This window comes from Paenibacillus sp. SC116 (assembly GCF_024733555.1).
GTDB lineage: Bacteria > Bacillota > Bacilli > Paenibacillales > Paenibacillaceae > Paenibacillus_B.
Window position 1 is genome coordinate 40,380 of sequence record NZ_JANIOF010000008.1, and the last position, 18,918, is coordinate 59,297.

17 protein-coding genes are annotated in these 18,918 nt (G+C 46.1%); 15 read left to right on the top strand and 2 right to left on the bottom strand.

The window, feature by feature from the left end; all coding sequences use genetic code 11:
- Nucleotides 1-488 precede the first annotated feature (488 nt).
- The 6 genes from NQ117_RS22570 to NQ117_RS22595 all read left to right on the top strand — a co-directional run bounded on the left by NQ117_RS22570 (nt 489) and on the right by NQ117_RS22595 (nt 5,430).
- Nucleotides 489-629, top strand: coding sequence for an XkdX family protein (locus tag NQ117_RS22570; protein ID WP_258280278.1), 141 nt, complete (start codon nt 489-491; stop codon nt 627-629).
- 177 nt (nt 630-806) lie between these two features.
- Entirely contained in the window at nt 807-1,265 is a 459-nt protein-coding gene (locus NQ117_RS22575) for an ArpU family phage packaging/lysis transcriptional regulator (RefSeq protein ID WP_258280279.1), read from the top strand.
- 233 nt (nt 1,266-1,498) lie between these two features.
- A complete protein-coding gene (uvsE, locus tag NQ117_RS22580) occupies nt 1,499-2,500 on the top strand; it encodes a UV DNA damage repair endonuclease UvsE (protein WP_258280280.1) in 1,002 nt (333 codons plus the stop codon).
- Between the two features lie 146 nt (nt 2,501-2,646).
- Nucleotides 2,647-3,417, top strand: a complete 771-nt coding sequence (gene fabI / locus NQ117_RS22585) for an enoyl-ACP reductase FabI (protein WP_144993571.1) — start codon at nt 2,647-2,649, stop codon at nt 3,415-3,417.
- A 233-nt stretch (nt 3,418-3,650) separates the two neighbouring features.
- Complete coding sequence (locus NQ117_RS22590; RefSeq protein ID WP_258280281.1) at nt 3,651-4,475, top strand: sulfite exporter TauE/SafE family protein; 825 nt, start codon at nt 3,651-3,653, stop codon at nt 4,473-4,475.
- Nucleotides 4,476-4,575: 100 nt separating this feature from the next.
- Nucleotides 4,576-5,430 (top strand): inositol monophosphatase family protein, encoded by an 855-nt coding sequence (locus NQ117_RS22595; protein WP_258280282.1) that lies wholly within the window; start codon nt 4,576-4,578, stop codon nt 5,428-5,430.
- A gap of 80 nt (nt 5,431-5,510) precedes the next feature.
- Here the strand turns inward: NQ117_RS22595 and NQ117_RS22600 are convergent, their stop codons facing one another.
- Complete coding sequence (locus tag NQ117_RS22600) at nt 5,511-6,857, bottom strand: C39 family peptidase (RefSeq protein WP_258280283.1); 1,347 nt, start codon at nt 6,855-6,857, stop codon at nt 5,511-5,513.
- Between the two features lie 170 nt (nt 6,858-7,027).
- On the bottom strand, nt 7,028-8,197 hold the full coding sequence (gene trpB / locus NQ117_RS22605) for a tryptophan synthase subunit beta (protein WP_258280284.1): 1,170 nt from the start codon (nt 8,195-8,197) through the stop codon (nt 7,028-7,030).
- A gap of 321 nt (nt 8,198-8,518) precedes the next feature.
- On the opposite strand from trpB, the gene NQ117_RS22610 reads away from it, so the two are divergent.
- The 9 genes from NQ117_RS22610 to ptsP all read left to right on the top strand — a co-directional run bounded on the left by NQ117_RS22610 (nt 8,519) and on the right by ptsP (nt 18,801).
- On the top strand, nt 8,519-9,403 hold the full coding sequence (locus NQ117_RS22610) for an ROK family protein (RefSeq protein ID WP_258280285.1): 885 nt from the start codon (nt 8,519-8,521) through the stop codon (nt 9,401-9,403).
- Between the two features lie 943 nt (nt 9,404-10,346).
- Complete coding sequence (gene bioD, locus NQ117_RS22615) at nt 10,347-11,126, top strand: dethiobiotin synthase (RefSeq protein ID WP_258280286.1); 780 nt, start codon at nt 10,347-10,349, stop codon at nt 11,124-11,126.
- A 40-nt stretch (nt 11,127-11,166) separates the two neighbouring features.
- Nucleotides 11,167-12,165, top strand: coding sequence for a biotin synthase BioB (gene bioB, locus NQ117_RS22620; protein ID WP_258280287.1), 999 nt, complete (start codon nt 11,167-11,169; stop codon nt 12,163-12,165).
- 58 nt (nt 12,166-12,223) lie between these two features.
- Complete coding sequence (locus NQ117_RS22625; RefSeq protein WP_258280288.1) at nt 12,224-13,432, top strand: aminotransferase class I/II-fold pyridoxal phosphate-dependent enzyme; 1,209 nt, start codon at nt 12,224-12,226, stop codon at nt 13,430-13,432.
- 108 nt (nt 13,433-13,540) lie between these two features.
- Entirely contained in the window at nt 13,541-14,608 is a 1,068-nt protein-coding gene (locus tag NQ117_RS22630) for an alpha/beta fold hydrolase (protein ID WP_258280289.1), read from the top strand.
- The gene (locus tag NQ117_RS22635; RefSeq protein ID WP_258280290.1) at nt 14,574-15,551 is read left to right on the top strand and encodes a methyltransferase; all 978 of its coding nucleotides are present in this window, start codon (nt 14,574-14,576) and stop codon (nt 15,549-15,551) included. The genes NQ117_RS22630 and NQ117_RS22635 overlap by 35 nt, the downstream gene beginning before the upstream one ends.
- A 461-nt stretch (nt 15,552-16,012) precedes the next feature.
- Nucleotides 16,013-16,498: a PTS sugar transporter subunit IIA gene (locus NQ117_RS22640; protein WP_258280291.1), complete on the top strand. Its 486-nt coding sequence runs from the start codon at nt 16,013-16,015 to the stop codon at nt 16,496-16,498.
- A gap of 246 nt (nt 16,499-16,744) precedes the next feature.
- Complete coding sequence (locus NQ117_RS22645) at nt 16,745-17,005, top strand: HPr family phosphocarrier protein (RefSeq protein ID WP_258280292.1); 261 nt, start codon at nt 16,745-16,747, stop codon at nt 17,003-17,005.
- A 56-nt stretch (nt 17,006-17,061) separates the two neighbouring features.
- Complete coding sequence (ptsP, locus tag NQ117_RS22650) at nt 17,062-18,801, top strand: phosphoenolpyruvate--protein phosphotransferase (protein ID WP_258280293.1); 1,740 nt, start codon at nt 17,062-17,064, stop codon at nt 18,799-18,801.
- The last annotated feature ends 117 nt before the right edge of the window (nt 18,802-18,918 follow it).

Sequence of the window (18,918 nt, forward strand, 5' to 3'; positions counted from 1 at the left end):
CATTCCTCATGGGATGGACTTTTTTTGTACACTTTCGCGGTATGAAGGTTCTACTTCTTATTTGGCAGGAACATTTTTATATGATATTTCGTCACGTTTATGACAGGGATTCGTCATGGATAAATCAAAGATCGATCATAGATCGTTCAAGGATGAAGCGGAAGATAATCAGAGATTATCCATCGTATTATGCATAAGTATACGACGTGAATTCAACAGTATGGAAACGATAGAACATAAAAATAAGAACAAATGTTCGTAGTTAATTAATAGGAATCCCATCAAGCGTTTTGTTCTGGGCGTGTTAAATTGGTATTACGAAATCAAACGCAAATGACACACCGGTTCCACAATGGAACAAAGGCGCGGGCAGGCGCGATAAATGTACGTTTTGGGTTTGCGTTTGATTCATTACGCCAACTAATAACTAATAACTAAACCTATACTTGTTACGGAGTCCTCAGTTTACAAGAAGGGAGACTAGAACAATGGAATTTTGGAAATATGCATTCGATATGAATTGGATCAATGTAGAGGTTCTACGTAAAGCTGTGCGAACATCGAACAATCCATCTGGAGATATTACACCAGAACAATACCGTGAAATAACATCTATCGACTATATGTAACACGAATCATCTCAGCCCCCGGATAAGTCCGGGGGCTTTATTTATTTATAGGTGAAATATAATTTTAACCATAGATGTATGGCAAAGGTGATATATGAAAAATAGCTTGAATAAGAACATTTGTTCTTATATAATGGAATTATAAATACTGCAGATGTGGACAAAGGCGGTGCTACGATGCTTTGTGACGTATCTCTCGACCTTCCGGATCTAGACAAGGAAGCGACTCGTAGAAACGTTGAGGCGGTACTGGAGAAATACCGTATGTACAAGCAAATTGGTTATGAAGTGAATGAAACAAGACTGACTTCTTCCTACACGGTGCGTTCTCATGGGCAGACGAATCGAGTAACAGACCAGACGAGGGATATTGCTGTGGACAATGTGGATATTCCCGAGAAGATGCGCAAATATTGTGAACGAGTGGAGAAAGCCACACAGCGCTTGCCTGAGAAGGAACGTCAGATTATTACGGAGCGTTATTTGAAGGAAGACGGTGTTTATGACTACCAAGTGTATAGTTTTACGTTCGATCCCCCTCTATCCGAATACAGTTACTACAAATTAAAGTGGAAAGCCATTTCCAAGCTAGCCATCTCGCTTAATGTTCAGGTGTTTGTTGACACGCCTTCTTGATCGATTTCTTCCAAAATACACGCGCGCACATAGCCGGTGGTTGTCTATTTCTCCGGCTTCGTGCAGCATATCTTGTGTTTATATATATCCGATCTCCTATCCAGCTTGAGCTGTCCGCATGTCTAAATTTCCAATTTGCTCTTATTCCAGTATGTCTCCAAATCTCCAAGTATGATCCAATCTCTTGATTGGGATGCTATACAGTAGCAAATCACACATTGGAGGCTACAACTATGCTTGTCCGCTTCGGATATGTAGCGATGTCGGTACTTGTGGAGAATTGTTCGCCTTCACGTACGATGACGTATACGAGCTACTGTAAGATTGATGACCGCGAAGCCGCGATTCGCAAGCTGGAACGGTTGTCTGAGGAGAATTTGACCAATACGCTGCGGTTGTTGAAGCATAATCGTGCTCATCATATTGAGTTGTACCGCTGCTCCAGCAAGCTGATTCCACTCGCCACACATGAAGCGCTCGCAGATTGGGATCCCTTTATCGCTTTGAAAGAACCATTTGCAGCAATTGGTACGTATGCCAACGAACATGGGATGCGACTGAGCTTCCATCCGGACCACTTTACCGTACTGAGCACGCCTCGGGAAGATGTGCTGCACAATTCGATCCGCGACTTAGGGCATCATCTTCGTATGCTTGAGGCGATGGGAATGGATGCGCGTGCGAAGAACAATATCCATATTGGCGGTGCTTATGGCAATAAGAAAACAGCGGGAGAGCGATTCAAGGCCAATTTCAAGTTGCTGTCTGAACCTATCAAGCAGCGATTGACGCTCGAAAATGATGATAAAACCTTTACCGCTGCAGAGACGCTGGACGTATGTGAGCAGCTTCAAGTCCCGATGGTGCTCGATATTCACCATCATTGGGTCAATCATGAAGGGGAGCAGCTAGCTGAGCTGTGGCCAAGAATATTGAAGACATGGGACACCGCTTATGCCCAGGCGGACGCAACGGTCGATAATCCGCTTCCTCCTAAGATTCATGTATCGAGTCCGAAGAGCGAGAAAGATATTCGCGGGCATGCTGATTATGTAGATGTAAAGCCGCTGCTTGCTTTCCTGAGGGATATAGCCCCATACACAGACAAGGTGGATGTTATGATTGAAGCGAAGAAGAAAGATGATGCACTCTTTCAACTGATGCATGACCTTACTCAGTATGAGGGCGAAGGGGTTTCGCTCGTAAGTCCTGCATCTGTGAGCATCCAATCTTAATGATGGTCGTCACTTGAAAAGATGCGCGAAATACGTTACCTTGTACAAAGAAAGCAAACCGTTTATTTGGAGAATCTTGCACGTGCAGAGATGTACAAGCTGGAGCTTACCAATTGTTCAACGGTGAGAGGAGGATATTTAAAAGTATGTCCCAAGTATTAGCAGGTAAAAATATCGTCGTCATGGGTGTTGCAAACGATCGTAGTATCGCGTGGGCAATCGCGCAATCGTTGGCAGCTCAAGGCGCAAGACTAGCGTTTACATATGAGAGCGAGCGAGTTGAAGCTCGCGTCCGCAAGTTGGCAGAAACGATCGAAGGTTCTGTGATTCTTCCTTGCAATGTTACAGTGGATGAAGATATCGACCAGCTTGCTGTCCAATTGAAAGAGCATTTCGGTACGCTGCACGGTATTGTGCACAGTATCGCATTCGCGAAAACAGAAGAGCTCACAGGCATGTATGTGGACACGTCCCGTGCAGGCTTTGCACTAGCGCATGATATTAGCGCGTACTCGCTCGTAGCTGTTACGCAGCGCCTACATCCGCTTATGACAGAAGGTGGAAGCGTCATGACGATGACGTATCTAGGTGCAGAGCGCGCAATGAAGAACTACAACGTTATGGGTGTAGCGAAAGCTGCGCTGGAGGCGTCTGTTCGTTACTTGGCGAATGATCTTGGCCAACACAATATCCGCGTAAATGCGATCTCCGCAGGTCCAATTCGCACATTGGCTGCGAAGGGGATTGGCGACTTCAACTCCATCTTGAGACAAGTGGAAGAGAAAGCTCCACTTCGTCGTACGACAGATGCTGCAGAAGTAGGGGATACAGCGATGTTCTTGATGAGCCCATGGTCCCGAGGCATTACAGGTGAAGTTATCTACGTGGATGGCGGTTACAACATCGTATCTACTTAGTTGAATGATTGATGGCGGCGATCAAGCTTGTGCGTTTGCCTACCGATTGCCACGCGCCTTGCACAGGTGTCTCCTAATGAGACGTTATCCTATGCAGGGCGCTTGTTCTATGTGCCGCTAATAATATGCGGTGCAATTGCGGAAGGCCGCCACAAAGGTTGTGGTTATAATCGAGGCACTGCGACAATAAATAGAAGCTATGGGCTTCGCTAACACGAAAGAAGGAACTTTGCATGTGGCTTGAAATTGTGCTGCTCGGTTTAATTGGATTCATTGCAGCGACATTCGGCAGCGTAGTCGGTCTAGGTGGGGGGATTATTCTCGTACCTGGTCTCGTTTTTCTTGGACCATGGTTGCTTGGGGAAGCGGTTTCATCACAGACAGCGGTCGCAACTTCATTAGCTGTTCTTATATTTACGGCCTTATCTTCTACGCTGGCTTACTCAAAAGTAAAGCGAGTGGATTGGAGAAATGGCTTGATCTTCTTCATAACAAGCGGCCCTGGTTCGATGGTTGGCGCACAGCTCGCCCAGTATTTTCAAGATAGCTCATTCCAATTGGCGTTCGGCTTTTTTATGTTGGCGATGGCAGTTTTGATGATTGTAAAAGAGAGAATGAAGCCGCTTCAGATTCAGTGGAGACGTATGCAGACGTTTACAGATGGAACAGGGTTAACGCATGAATATGGTGTGAATATCCCGCTTATGCTGCTGATTGGATTTATGGTCGGTTTAGTTTCGGGATTGTTCGGCATTGGTGGAGGCTCCCTGTTCGTGCCGTTAATGGTCTTGCTATTTCGCTACCCAGCCCATATTGCAACAGCAACTTCCATGTTTGTCATTTTCCTTAGCTCGATATTGGGCACGTCTGTCCATGCATGGAATGGTTCTGTGGACTGGATGCTTGTACTTATCTTGGCTCCAAGTGCGTGGATTGGCGGCAAGTTCGGTGCCGCGATAGCCAATCGCATGTCAGGAAAAGGGCTGCTGTTGCTGCTGCGATTGACGTTGCTCGTACTTTCCATTCGGATGATTATAAGTGGATTTATGGCTGATTAGTGGAATTTGATTGATTACGGATAATTGGATGAAACTTCGGCAGGGAGGCTGCGTATAGTTAAGGATATGACATTTTTATACAGAAAGTAGTGAGAGAGGATTGAATCAGGAAAAGACACCTTACGTTGTAACGGGGAAAAGCTTTACCGCTGTGGCCATCAATTGTGCTGCAAAGGCGGGTGAATGGATCAAAAGTCGACTCGGTCAATATAAATCGTTAGAAATGAAATCTTCCATGCACGATGTTGTAACGGAAGTGGACAAAGGTGCGGAGTTAATGATCCGCAAGCTGATACAAACTCATTTCCCGCATCATAGCATTTTAGGTGAAGAGGGAGTTGGGTGTGGACAGGTGGCTTCGGAAGAAGCACTAAAAGAAGCGTTGCAATCTGAATATCTTTGGATTATTGATCCGCTGGATGGGACGACGAATTATGTTCATGGTTTCCCATTCTTCTCGGTATCGATTGCATTAGCACATAAAGGTGAAGTGATTGTCGGTATCGTGTATGACCCGATAAGGGACGAGTTGTTCGTCGCAGAGAAAGGAAAAGGCGCTTATGTCCGCGGACAGCGGATGCAGGTAGCAGATGAGAAGAACTTACAGGGCAGTCTTATCGCTTCAGGTTTCCCTACGGACTTTACTCGGGCTCTACCAGCGAATCTGAAAGGCATTCAGGCCCTTGCACCCAAAGTGCGAAATATCCGAACGGCAGGCTCAGCAGCCCTACATATGGCGTATGTGGCAGCTGGTCGTCTAACAGGATTTTGGGAGCTGAATTTGAATGCATGGGATTTGGCAGCCGGAAGCCTTCTTATCTCAGAAGCGGGTGGAAGTATTACAGATACGTATGGGCAGCCGTATCATCTTGGAGTGAGAGATGTATTAGGTTCAAATGGCCATATTCATGCTGATTTCATTCAAGTGCTCAAAGATGCGGATGCACAAGGGTAATCGAGGGAATAGTGTGACTGATATTAATAGCGCTATATAAAAAAACAACCTGCATGCAGTTGAACTGCTTGCAGGTTGTTTTACGTTGTTGGCTGCATAATTGCAATGGCCTGTGAGCCCATTTGCTCCCAGCCACGACGGAAGGCATCTATTTTGATGCGATCTGTGCGTCCGAGTGGATCCAGGACATACATATAATTTTTATCGTAGCCTGTTACGAGCAAAGAGTGCTCATAATAGGTAATGCGGACAGGCCCAGTCGGCGTTTGCCATTGATGCCAAGCTTTTTCAGGGACAGCATCGTATAAGGTGGTGTGAATGACCCATACTGGTATTCCTTGACCGACCGTATATTTCAGATGCTCAAAAGTCGTACCTGTAATATCCGCTACTCGACCTGGTGCATACTGCTCGGCTAATTCAGCGATTGGTTCATGATACACACCAAGTCCAGGGTTCTTAATATTGTACATATCGCCGACAAAGCCATCATGCGGATTACCGAAGTGGATCGTATTGCCAACCTTCTTGTAAGGGGTTGGTTCTTTTTTGATCTGCTTGGCAAGTGTCATCTTATCTACGTCAATGTCATTCGCATATAACAGCATCGCGAGCGCAGTTACCTCGCAACCACGAGGTAGTTCAGGCAGTTGCATAATAGCCTTGGCTTTCTTATGGCGTACCGTTATAGGGGATGGCTTAGCAGGATCCCATAACACTTGATTGCTGCCACGATAGGTCACCTTGCGACCAGAACTTTTCCTTGCATATGCGACAGCTTCATTCCACGTTTTAAATAATGCCTGACTATGATTGGACGCTTCTACTGTGAAAGAACCAAATGCTTCATAAGCAATATAAGAAGAGAGTTCTTCGCGCCAAGCAGTCATTCGGTCAGAGTCGGGCATATCTTTACTGCGAGATAACAGCACAACACCGTCTTCAATATGAAGGTTGCGGCCAAATGCTTCACTTGCCGCTCGCAGTGGAACGTAGGTAATACCATCTTTCACCACAGGTTTGGTTTGAAGCTTGAGCGATTTTCCTTCTACTTGTGCTTGAGCCTTATTTAATTCGTATCGAATGCTTCCTTCTTCTGAAGTAAGCGCGATATTTCCTTGTTTATTGTTGTAAGTGAGCTCTGCATCGAAGCTGTCTGCTAAGAAGCGAGCAGGAATGAGTGTTTCGCCGCTATATTGATAGGGAGCGGCATTTTTCGTGTTAGAATCGATCGGTACTAAATACGGACCTACAATTGCCGTGTTGCTATACAACATGAGCACAATATCATCGGTAGGCATCTCGAATGAGAAGCGTCCTTCATTGATCTTGGACGATACCAGACGTTGTAATGGAAACACGCACAAGGTGATAATAATACAGAACAGTAGCCAGCGATTCGTCTGGCGAACAAGGCGCGACACCATTGCATCCTCCTACTAGTTACGTGGACATAGTTATACTTATTTATCGGATAGGAGAGGTGGAAATGTTAGTTCAAAAGTTGATTTGAATAATAGAAAAAGCCCTCTTGCGAGGGCTTTTGAAGCTAAATGGGAAATATTATGTTGCCTAATCATAAAAGATCTTTACGATCTCAACTGGATTTCTTCAGCATCTCATAGACTTGTTCCACGTCTTTATCTCCGCGTCCAGAAATGTTAATGATAACAATCTCATCTTGCTTCATTTGCGGAGCTAGTTTTAGGGCGTATGCGACCGCGTGCGAACTTTCGAGCGCAGGGATAATGCCTTCTGTCTTGGATAACTGCATAAACGCATCCAGAACTTCTTCGTTCGACACCGTAACATATTCTGCGCGGCCTGATTCTTTCAAATAGCTATGCTCTGGTCCTATTCCTGGATAGTCGAGACCAGCTGCAATCGAGTAAGTAGGAGCTGGATTTCCGTTCTCATCTAGCAGAACGAGACATTTGAAACCATGAAGAACAGCTGGTACCCCTTGTGTTAGTGCCGGAGCCTGGTCAGGTTCCACACCGATAACGCGGACACTAGGCTCATCCAAATAATGTGCAAATGCGCCAATCGCATTGCTTCCGCCGCCTACGCATGCAATGATGGCATCTGGAAGCCTACCCTCTGCTTTCCATATTTGTTCTTTCGACTCGCTGCTAATGATCGCTTGGAAATGACGAACGATCGTAGGGAATGGATGTGGTCCAACGGCAGATCCAAGCAAATAAAACGTCGTTTCATAATTCATAACTAAGTCATTCAAGGCCTCATCGACAGCATCTTTAAGTCGTCCTTGCCCTTTATCTACAGAAACCACGGTAGCGCCCAGCATTTCCATGCGGAACACATTGAGTGCTTGACGGCGAATATCTTCAGCTCCCATATAAATGACGCAATCTATCCCGAACATTGCACAAACGGTAGCCGTTGCAACACCATGCTGGCCTGCGCCTGTTTCAGCGATAACGCGTTTCGCACCCATACGCTTAGCGAGAAGAATTTGGCCCAGAACATTGTTAATTTTATGAGAGCCAGTGTGATTCAAATCTTCACGCTTCAAATAGATACGAGCACCGCCCAACTGCTCTGTTAAATGTTTCGCATAGGTAAGTGGACTCGGTCGACCGACATACTCACGCAAGTAGTATTCGAATTCTGCTATAAATTCAGCGTCATCCTTGTAAGTCTCAAATGCTTCTGCTAAATGATCCAGCACCCCTTGTAATGCTGGTGGAACGTAACTTCCCCCGAATGAACCAAACATGCCTGGAGTAGATGTTGTCATAGTCATGGTTTGTCCCCCTGTTCGAGAATAAATAGAATGGAAAAAGGTTGAAATATTCTTATTTTAGCGGAGATTATAATGGAAAGTCTATCCTTTTAAGTGTGATAGAGAAGATATTTCTTCATCTTTACTCTTGATTATTTTTACTCGTGATTCGTAGCCCATAAGTGTAGTTTGCTTGGTGTAGGGTCTATGTTTAATATTGGATTACAAAGATATAAATGATATAATCAATATGTGTTGGAAGCGCTATCGTAAGACGATACTTTCCTATCGGCAGCGTTTCGTGTAGAGGAGAGAGCAGTTCGAAGGAGCGGAGATACGAACATGACAGTACTGGGAGCTATTGAAGGCGGCGGCACGAAGTTCGTCGTCGGAATTGGAACATCGGATGGAAACATTATTGAAACGGAATCATTCCCGACAACAACTCCAGAAGAGACGATGGAGCGTACGGTGCAATTTTTCCAAAACAAAGGTGTGGAAGCGATCGGGTTCGGCTCATTTGGCCCTGTGGATTTGAATCGTGCTAGTGATACGTATGGTCATATTGCAAAGACACCGAAACCGCATTGGAGCGGGTATGATGTTGTTGGACACTTGAAGCGTCATTTCCAAGTGCCAATCGGATTCGATACCGATGTGAATGCGGCAGCGCTTGGTGAAGCGACATGGGGTGCAGCACGAGGATTGAACAGTTGCTTGTATATTACAATCGGTACTGGCATTGGTGCAGGTGCTGTTGTAGAAGGGAAGCTCGTACATGGACTGACTCATCCTGAAATGGGGCATATCGTCGTGCCTCGTCATATAGATGATACGTATGCGGGCAAATGTCCTTACCACGGCGACTGCTTGGAAGGCTTGGCAGCAGGACCAGCGATTGAAGAGCGTTGGGGCGTTAAGGCTTACGAGTTGGGCGAAGACCATCAGGCATGGGAGTTCCAAGCTCACTATATTGCTCAAGCATTAATGAATTATATTTTGATCTTGTCCCCTGAGAAAATTGTGCTGGGCGGCGGCGTATCTAAGCAACGTCATTTGTTCCCTCGTATACACGAGAAATTGCGCCAGCTATTGAATGGGTATGTGCAGCACTCGGCTATTTTGACGGATACAGCTTCCTATATCGTATCTCCAGGCCTAGAGGATCGTGCAGGTATTACGGGCTCTCTGGCATTGGCAGTGCAAGCATTACATGAGCAGCGTTAATTGATGATTAACTGGTGCGCAAATCGGTGCCGTTAATAAGGTTGTAGATAGAAACGTCGTTATTGTTTTTAAATATAACTTAGCAATAAAAAGCGTCCCACATTCGTGGAGATTCTGTTTATAGCTAGTAGTTTGAGTATTGCTTCAATAGAAGCCTCCAAACATCCTCTCTTGAACATTAACATTGGATGCTTGGAGGCTTTTTTGCTTGTATTGTATATAGTATAGACTCTTGCCTTGTAGCAAACAGGTATATTGGACACACATACAACGGACAAATAAGTAGTTACGAAACCGATACGAATTTCCGTGTGATAGCCGTGTAGAAACCTAAAAACCTAAAAACCAAAACCCCAAAAAGAACGTCTTCGCTCCATACTAAGTTGATCCTCTCTACTTTATCCGCTAAGACCTATCTGTTTGTAAGAATTCCTGCGAAAATACATCAATTGAGCCCTCTTTTTGCCTTAAGCAGCTAATTCCTGCGATTCTGCATCCTTTTCTAGCTGTTTTCCTTACTAAACTTAAAAGTGAAGTAAAAGCCTGCACATCCGCATCAATTTCCCTTGTGTAACTACTTTTGACTTAAAAGTATGCACTTTTGCAGTTATGCAGTTAGAAGTACGTCGAACCTTACAACTTAATCAGCGGGCACACCAAAACACCAAAGGAAGCTTGGGAGAGTTTGTACTTTTCATTTTTAAAATGCTTGGGATATACGACTCAATGTGTTTAAAGATTTATTTCGGATCAGTCATATAGGTGCTCTTATTTCAATAGAGTTTGTGATTAAGGAAACGGAATGGGATTAGGTTTAACAGTTGATGATTGAGATGGTTTCATATACAATACAACTTGCGTAAAGTGTTAACCCATATGTTTTAGTATAAGGTTTACAAATATAACGAATATGAGGTATCTACAGTAAATAAAGAGGTGAACGATGGCGCTTCTTGATAGACGTTTTGGCAAAGGGTTATTTATATCAGCGACAGGGACAGAAATAGGAAAAACGGTTGTCGCTTCAGGAATTTCACATTGGATGCATATACATAAGTTAGGCACAACTGCACTTTGGAAACCGATCCAAAGCGGAGTGGAGTTAGGAAGCATAGAGGCAGATAGTTATCTGTTGTTGAAAGGTTCAGGGTTGACAAATGTGGAGGAACGTAACCTCGTTACATGGACTTTTCGCGAACCGTTGGCACCATGGGCCGCTGCTAAGCGAGAGGGTCTGGAAATCGGCATGACAGAGCTTATTGCAGAAGGTGAGCGGAGAATGGAAGCAGCAGACAGGCTCGTTATTGAGGGAGCGGGTGGTGTGGCTGTTCCATTTAATGCTCGGCATACGATGTCGGATTTGGTCGCGGCGCTTCAATTGCCTATGTTAATCGTAGCTGCTCCGATGCTGGGAACGGTAAGCCATACGGTTACAGCAGTGCAATATGCCCAATCAAGAGGCGTGAAGGATATTGCGGTTGTGTTTGGTGCCGCGTTGATTAAGCCGACCTCTCAAGGGAACAAAGCTGCTTATGAGCAGCAGTTGCACGAAAATGCCGAGATGATTGAGTCGTTAGCTGAAGTTCCGGTATTAGGCGCTGTGCCATATCTTCCGCACCCCAATAGGATGGATGAGGAACTTTGGGTCAACTGGCGTAAAGATTGGCTGCGTGAAACAGCTCATATAACAGCTTTGTATGATTGGTTGAATGCTCGGTTGTAAAAGAACAATTCGATATATAGGTGAGAGGATGGGGAAGAAGATGTCTATGATGATGGTGGAGCAAGATTGGTTAGGGTTAGCGCGTAAAGCAATTGCTGGGGAGTCGATTACACGTGAGGAAGCGCTAAGTATAATCAGAGCGGATGATGATGAAGTATTGGCGATTATGGATGCTGCATTCCGTATAAGAAAGCAGTTTTACGGTAAAAAAGTAAAGCTCAATCTCATTATTAATGCGAAAAGTGGCTTATGCCCAGAAGACTGTGGCTATTGCTCACAATCTCGTGTTGCGACTACTCCTGTCGATAAATACCCGTTGCTTGAGAAAGGTGTGCTCATAGACGGTGCCCGCAGAGCAATGGAAATGCAGGTGGGTACGTATTGCATCGTAGCCAGCGGACGTGGGCCGACGAATCGTGAACTGAATCAAGTAATTGAAGCCGTGCAGGAAATTAAGTCATCTATGCCGATGAAAATATGTGCTTGTCTCGGTATTTTGTCTGAAGAGCAAGCGAAACGGCTTAAAGAAGCAGGCGTAGATCGATACAATCATAATCTCAATACGAGTGCTGATCATTACTCTCATATTACTTCTACCCACACTTACGAGGATAGAATTGAAACGGTTGAGACAGCTAAGTATGCTGGCATGTCACCTTGTTCTGGTGTCATTATCGGCATGGGAGAATCGGATGAGCAGCTGGTGGATGTAGCGTTTGCTCTTCGTGAAATTGATGCGGATTCCATTCCTGTGAACTTTTTAAATGCGATTCCGGGAACGCCGCTTGAGAAGCTGTCTAATTTGGATCCTCGACGCTGCTTGAAGGCATTGGCTTTGTTACGGTTCGTATGTCCGACAAAGGAGATTCGGGCTTCTGGCGGTAGGGAAGTTAATTTGCGCTCTATGCAAGTGTTGGCGCTCTATGCTGCTAACTCGGTGTTTGTTGGCAACTATTTGACGACAGAGGGACAAGAGGCTTCTGCTGATCACGCCATGATTGAAGATATCGGATTCGAGATTGAAAAATGTGCACTGTAGGTCATAGTGAAAAAATATATGCAGGGAAACTGGTGCGGAGGAGGTTCTTCCTCAAACGATGAGTTCAACAAGATACGATTGGATGCATCAGGAACTGGAGCGATTGGAAGCTGAAGATCGTCTACGCAGTATGACGGAGAGCCATTGGCTGGACGATGGTTTTATGGAACGAGACGGAGTTCGTATGCTGAATCTTGCATCCAATCATTATTTGGGATTGAATCCGTGGTTGGATGACTGCGGTTGGGAGCAAGTAAAGGCATGGTGCCGGCAGTATGGTGAGCCAGGCGTGCGTATTGGCTCGGGAGCTTCGAGGCTCATATCTGGTCATGATGGGGTGCATGCTCAGTTAGAGCGGGAGATAGCAAAATTCAAAGGACGGCAGGCTGCGCTCGTGTTCACGAGTGGATATATGGCCAACGTTGGTAGCATTGCTGCGCTAGTAGGACGGAATGATGCTGTGTTCAGTGATCGATTGAATCATGCCAGCATTGTAGATGGAGCATTGTTAAGCCGAGCTCACATGTATCGGTATTCGCATCTTGATATGAACAAGCTGGAGTATCAGTTGCAACAGTGGAGCAAGACGCTGGAGGGAAAACGCAATCAAGCGTTGATCGTAAGCGATGCGGTATTTAGTATGGATGGCACCGTTGCGCCATTACGTGATCTGGTATTGCTGAAGGAGCGCTATAATGCGCTCCTTCTTATTGATGAGGCGCATAGCAGCGGTGTATATGGTGCTAAAGGGCGAGGTTTGTGCCATGAGCTAGGCATGCATGAACGTGTCGATATCGTGATGGGTACATTCGGTAAAGCATTTGGTGCAGTAGGAGCCTATATTGCTGCGGACGACATCGTGATTCGTTATATGATTAATCGCGCCCGTACGTTGATCTACAACACGGGATTGCCTCCGTTAATGGCGGCGCTCATACTTATGCGTTTGGAACAGGTGAAGGATGCGGATGATTCGCGGATAGCGCTTATGCGGAACGCTGTTCTACTGCGTGAAGGATTAAAAGGAGCGGGATTGAATGCAGGTGTGGGAAACAGCCATATCGTTCCGCTCATACTTGGTACAGATGAGAGGGCTGTGGCGATTAGCCGCAAGCTTGCTCAATCAGGGATAGCGGGTATTGCGATTAGACCGCCAACCGTTCCAGAAGGTACGGCTCGAATTCGATTCACGCCGATGGCTTCTCAATCGGAAGATGAGCTGCGCAAAGCAGTTTCCATCATTACGAAGGTGGTTCGAGAAACCTGAGGGGAAGGGCAGAAGTACGCTGTGAACATTCATATAGATTCATATGAATTCATTGATGCAGGGTCTTATTGTGCACAAAGATGAGCGAGAAAGGGGGGGCTGGAGCCAATGAACAGAAGCCAACTCAGCGTTAATGACAGTTATATATGGATTCACGGCTGGGGAGCCAGTGAACAGCTGTGGCACCATGCTGCTAAGGCGCTTCCCGATGCGGCTCATCATTATGTTAGTTTTAGGGACTGCGATTCATCGGATGAAATGGCAGCAGAGATTATGGAACGAGTGGCTACTGTAGCTGTAAACTCGCAGCGCTGCCATCTCGTCGGCTGGTCCATGGGCGGCATGCTGGCGATTGAGGCGGCTGCCAAGTGGTTACGCGAAGCGGGCAGTGGTATGCGAAGTGAAGAAGAAGTGAGACCATGCGATGCGGGTAGTGGCACGGGCAGTGGGGAAGGGTTAGAGCTACGTGGAGAGGAAAGTAGTATTCGAAGTGGGGAAGGCATAAGGTTGTGTGGAGAGGAAAATGGCATACGAAACGGGGAAAGCAAGGAGTTGCACAAAGCGGGAAGCGGGGAAGATATGAGGCTGCGCGAAGTGATAAGCAATGCGCGGAGCCGGGGAAATGTAAGGCTCCGGCAGCCTAACGAAGAGCTGCTCGCGAGCCTCGTGCTGGTGGGCTCGACGCTGCGATTCGTCGCGCCGACCAGCACGGAGGGGTGGCCCCTGCGCGTATTGCAGCGCATGCGGCAGCGGCTGGCCGCCGCGCCAGAGCAAACGCTCCGCGAATTCGCGGTGCGCTTGCTAGCTCCGGCGGAGTGGCAGCAGCATGAGCCGTTGGAAGCGACGCTTATCGAGCGCTTCCAACAGCCTGGCTTTACGCCCGCGGGATTGGACGCGGGCTTAGCCTACTTAGCATCCGCTAACTTAACGGATGCGTGGGCGCAGCTATGCGCAGCGCAGCTCCCCGTGTTATGGCTGCACGGGGAGCAAGACCCGCTAGTGCCTATAGGCGCGCAAGCAGAAGCGCGCCGCCTAGCGGGTCCCAACGCACGGTCCGTCGAATACCGGCGTCTAACCGGACAAGGGCATGTCCCATTCTTGACCCATCCACGCGAATGGGATGAGGAGGTAAGCCGCTGGCATGAACAATTCCAGCTCCAACAAGTCACACCATAGCGGGGGAATATCACCCCGGATTAACAAAGAGATCGTTGGGCAGCGATTTGATCGTCGTGCGCATGAGTACGACCGCTACGCTGACGTTCAAATAGAAATGATTCGAACACTGCTGGATTGGCGGCCTGTGCAGCAGCATATGCAACTGCTCGCAGATCTGCATAGCGATCAAAATTCACGCAATCGTGAGCCAATAAAGCTGCTCGACATCGGCTGTGGTACAGGTGCGTTGACGCAAGCCGCAGTCTCAACCTCAGCCATGCCGTCATCAGCCCAACTATCATTATTGGACATATCATCACGCATGCTGCAAGAAGCACAACGGAAGCTGATGCTTACAGGATATGACGTTGAGCAATTACAGCTTATTGAAGCGGATGCAGAGAAGTGGGCTGTTGTCGACGTCGATACCGACAGCGATACTGGCAACGACATCCCAAGCCAAGACAGCTATGACCTCATCTTATCGAGCGCTGCGTTTCAATGGTTCAATCAACCACAATCAACACTGCAAGCAATCTATAGACGTTTGCGACCAAGAGGCATGATCGCATTCGCTACCTTTATGCCAGGTACACTGCAGCAATTGCACGATGCTTGTGCCTATGCGGACAGTCAGTTTAACTTCGAAGTGGTTCCGCGTGGACAAGCATATGTTAATGGGGTGGATTGGCAAGTGTGGATAGGAGAGTACGCCTCTTCTTCTGCTTGGATGGAGCAAGAGTGGACGTTGAGCTATAACAGCATTGAGGAAATGCTTCAACGCGTGCGTCGAATTGGAGCGAGCAATGCGCTTCAGCAGCATTCAACCCCGATTACGCGAAAATGGCTTCATTATATGAAGGAATATTACTACGAACATCATGGAACGGAAGACGGCGGTGTTCATTTAACCTATCGAGCAGGATTTGGGTATATCAGCAACGAACAGATCTCGAATTAGTTAAAATTAACGCATCAAACAACAATCGAACAGCTGGCATGTTTCAGCTATCTTACTGAGAGGTAATGACTTCAGTATGAGACTAGGGCGATTAGGAATAGACGTTACCAAGTTGTATGAATTGCTTGTTTAAAGTGCATCTTATAAGAGCGGCTATCGCTAGTAAGCAGCCGATTTTCAGCATATCATTGGAAAATATGTTGCAGTGCCCTGCTTGCTTGCATCCGCTGATTCAAAATGTTAAAATGACTTATATACTTTTTAAGTGGAATGCAATAGCGTGTTACTAGTACGACTAGGCATGAGCTAAGCAGCTGTTCATTAGGGTGAACTGCAGCTTCAGCTCGTGCCTTTTTTGACATTCAGTGGTAATTTTCCAGTTTGATATGATAAAAAGCCGTCTTAGACGGATCCATACAGTCAATACGCTGACAGCTAGATAACTTGAAGGAGGAATTCTCATGTTTGGTCTTTTTGGTAAGAAAAAAAAGCAAGTTTCAATCGTAGCTCCAATTACAGGTAAGGCAGTAGCCTTGGATCAAGTTCCTGATGCAGCATTTTCACAAAAAATTATCGGTGACGGTATCGCAATTGAGCCGACTGAGGGTGTTTTTATCGCTCCATTCGATGGAACAATTGTTCACTTGATCGATTCCCACCATTCCTTAGTCATGGCAAGTGAAACGGGTGTTGAATTGCTAGTTCATATTGGCATTAACACAGTATCTCTACAAGGTAAGCCATTCACTCCTCATGTGAAGTCTGGCGACAAAGTAAAAAAAGGCGATACGCTTATCGAATTTGATATCGCTCAAATTAAAGAAGCTGGTCTTCCAACGGTTACGCCAATTGTTATCGCAAATGGTGACATTGTAGCTGAGTTGAAAGCACACGAAGGTAACGTAACAGCAGGTTCTAGCGAGCTGTTGGAACTTACATTGAAATAGATAACGACTTTTCATCAATAATTAGTCATTTATAAAGTGGAACGAAATGAAGGCTTGCCTTAGTTAAACGGGAGCAGAATCGTTTTGGAGAAACACCAGCGGTCGACTTTGTAGTTATTTCTACAACAGCGATTGAAAATGATCTGCTCTTCCTAAATAAAAGGTATAGTCCTTATTTTTCGTTAAGCTTACGTTAATTTTTACAAATATAATTTCGAATCCAACGAATAAAGGAGCCATTTCATCATGGAAAAACAATTCACAGTTAAAAACCCACAAGGTATTCACGCACGTCCAGCAGGCGCAATCATGAAAAAAGCTAGCGAGTTCGCAGCTACTCAAGTCTCTCTTGAGCTAAACGGTCGTAAAATCAGCGCGAAAAGCATTACAGGCGTATTGACGTTGGGTATGAAAGCTGGAGATACAGTTACAGTAAGTGCAGAAGGCGAACAAGCAGAGCAAGCGGTTGAAGCAGTAGGCGCAGTTATCGAATCTGTACTTGACTAATTTTGTACGTTATCGAAGCATCGTCTAGGCAATCGTAAAGGAGTGGAGAATCCTTCATGCTACTTAAAGGAATCGCAGCAGCATCTGGTTATGCAATCGGACCGGCGTTCATTATGGAAGAGAATCATACAGAAATTGAGCGTCGTGAACTGCCTGCTGGTGAAGTAGAAGCAGAAGCAGCCCGCCTACAAGCGGCGGTACAGCAAGCGATGGCAGAGTTGGAACAGATCAAGGAAAAAACAGCAGCCAAGCTTGGTGAACATGAGGCAGAAATTTTTGCAACTCATATCCTCGTTCTTCAGGACGAAGAGTTTATCGGTCAAGCCGTAAAAAAGGTACGTGACGAGTCCGTTAATGCGGAATTTGCAATGTCAGAAGTAACACAAATGCTCGTTGATATTTTCTCCAGTATGGACAGTGAGTACATGCGTGAGCGTGCAGCGGACTTCCGCGATGTTAGCAAGCGTGTATTGACTGCTTTATCTGGCCAAACAGGTACGTCTTTAAATGATTTCGAGGAAGCAGTCGTATTGTTCGCACACGATTTGACTCCTTCGGATACAGCTCAGCTTGATCGCAGCAAAGTAGCTGGATTTGCAACGAACATTGGAGGCCGTACATCGCACTCTGCGATCATGGCACGTTCCATGGAAATCCCAGCTGTTGTTGGTACGCAAAATGGCTCCGAAGCTGTAAAGACTGGGGACATTGTCATTTTGGACGGTTCAAGCGGTATTATTTTGGTTAATCCAGATGAGGATACAATCAAAACTTACCAAGAGAAGCAAGCGAAGTACATGAAACGTCAAGAAGCGATGAAGCTGTACAAAGATAAACCATCTATTACAGCTGACGGACATGAGGTTGAACTCGTTTCTAACATCGGTAATCCACAAGATGCACTCGGCGCTCGCAACAACGGAGCTGAAGGCGTAGGTCTATACCGTACAGAGTTTCTTTACATGGGTCGCGACAACTTCCCATCTGAAGAAGAACAGTTCAATTCTTATGTAGCAGTGTGCGAGACATTGGGTGCTGAGAAGCCAGTTGTTATCCGTACGCTTGATATCGGCGGAGACAAAGAGCTCCCGTACTTGGAGCTTCCTAAAGAAATGAACCCGTTCTTGGGCTACCGTGCTATTCGTCTTTGCTTGGATCGTAAAGATCTGTTCAAGACGCAGCTTCGTGCTATTTTGCGTGCAAGCGCTCATGGTAACGTCAAGTTGATGTATCCGATGATTTCGTCCATTGTGGAACTTCGTGCAGCTAACGAGTTGTTGGAAGAAACAAAGGCGGAATTGGATGCAGAAGGCATTGCATACAATAAAGAAATGGAAGTCGGCATGATGATCGAAGTTCCAGCTGCTGCGATTATCGCGGACCAGTTGGCAAAAGAAGTAGACTTCTTCTCGATCGGAACAAACGACTTGGTGCAGTATACGATGGCGGCTGACCGCATGAACGAAAACGTATCGCACCTGACACAGCCATTCAACCCTGCAGTTATTCGTTTGATCAAGATGGTTATTGATGCGGCGCACAAAGAAGGCAAATGGGCTGGAATGTGCGGTGAGATGGCTGGTAACCTGAAAGCTGTCCCACTCTTGCTCGGACTTGGCTTAGACGAGTTCAGTATGAGTGCAAGCTCCGTTCTTTCTGTCCGCGTTCTGTTGAGCCGCTTGAATCGTGAAGAGATGAAGCAATTGGCAGAAGAAGCGTTGAACTTGGAAACAGCAGAAGAAATTCAATATTTAATTGTTGACCGTGTACCTGCGATTCAGGAACTTACGATCTAGACACAACAATGCAGGCTAGGGAAGTGGAAAGTATCCTAGTCTGCATTTTTTTACATTTTTAGTATAATTATGATGTTGTTCTCTAATTTAGTGTAATAGTTGGATAAACGAGAAAAT

Bases quoted from the DNA above. Each gene is read 5' to 3' on its own strand.
- uvsE (WP_258280280.1), top strand. From the start codon at position 1,499: ATGCTTGTCCGCTTCGGATATGTAGCGATGTCGGTACTTGTGGAGAAT.
- NQ117_RS22645 (WP_258280292.1), top strand. From the start codon at position 16,745: ATGGAAAAACAATTCACAGTTAAAAACCCACAAGGTATTCACGCACGT.
- NQ117_RS22610 (WP_258280285.1), top strand. From the start codon at position 8,519: ATGACAGTACTGGGAGCTATTGAAGGCGGCGGCACGAAGTTCGTCGTC.
- bioB (WP_258280287.1), top strand. From the start codon at position 11,167: ATGTCTATGATGATGGTGGAGCAAGATTGGTTAGGGTTAGCGCGTAAA.
- NQ117_RS22625 (WP_258280288.1), top strand. From the start codon at position 12,224: ATGAGTTCAACAAGATACGATTGGATGCATCAGGAACTGGAGCGATTG.
- NQ117_RS22635 (WP_258280290.1), top strand. From the start codon at position 14,574: ATGAACAATTCCAGCTCCAACAAGTCACACCATAGCGGGGGAATATCA.
- NQ117_RS22630 (WP_258280289.1), top strand. From the start codon at position 13,541: ATGAACAGAAGCCAACTCAGCGTTAATGACAGTTATATATGGATTCAC.
- bioD (WP_258280286.1), top strand. From the start codon at position 10,347: ATGGCGCTTCTTGATAGACGTTTTGGCAAAGGGTTATTTATATCAGCG.
- NQ117_RS22590 (WP_258280281.1), top strand. From the start codon at position 3,651: ATGTGGCTTGAAATTGTGCTGCTCGGTTTAATTGGATTCATTGCAGCG.
- NQ117_RS22640 (WP_258280291.1), top strand. From the start codon at position 16,013: ATGTTTGGTCTTTTTGGTAAGAAAAAAAAGCAAGTTTCAATCGTAGCT.
- NQ117_RS22575 (WP_258280279.1), top strand. From the start codon at position 807: ATGCTTTGTGACGTATCTCTCGACCTTCCGGATCTAGACAAGGAAGCG.
- NQ117_RS22570 (WP_258280278.1), top strand. From the start codon at position 489: ATGGAATTTTGGAAATATGCATTCGATATGAATTGGATCAATGTAGAG.
- fabI (WP_144993571.1), top strand. From the start codon at position 2,647: ATGTCCCAAGTATTAGCAGGTAAAAATATCGTCGTCATGGGTGTTGCA.
- ptsP (WP_258280293.1), top strand. From the start codon at position 17,062: ATGCTACTTAAAGGAATCGCAGCAGCATCTGGTTATGCAATCGGACCG.
- NQ117_RS22600 (WP_258280283.1), bottom strand. From the start codon at position 6,857: ATGGTGTCGCGCCTTGTTCGCCAGACGAATCGCTGGCTACTGTTCTGT.
- trpB (WP_258280284.1), bottom strand. From the start codon at position 8,197: ATGACTATGACAACATCTACTCCAGGCATGTTTGGTTCATTCGGGGGA.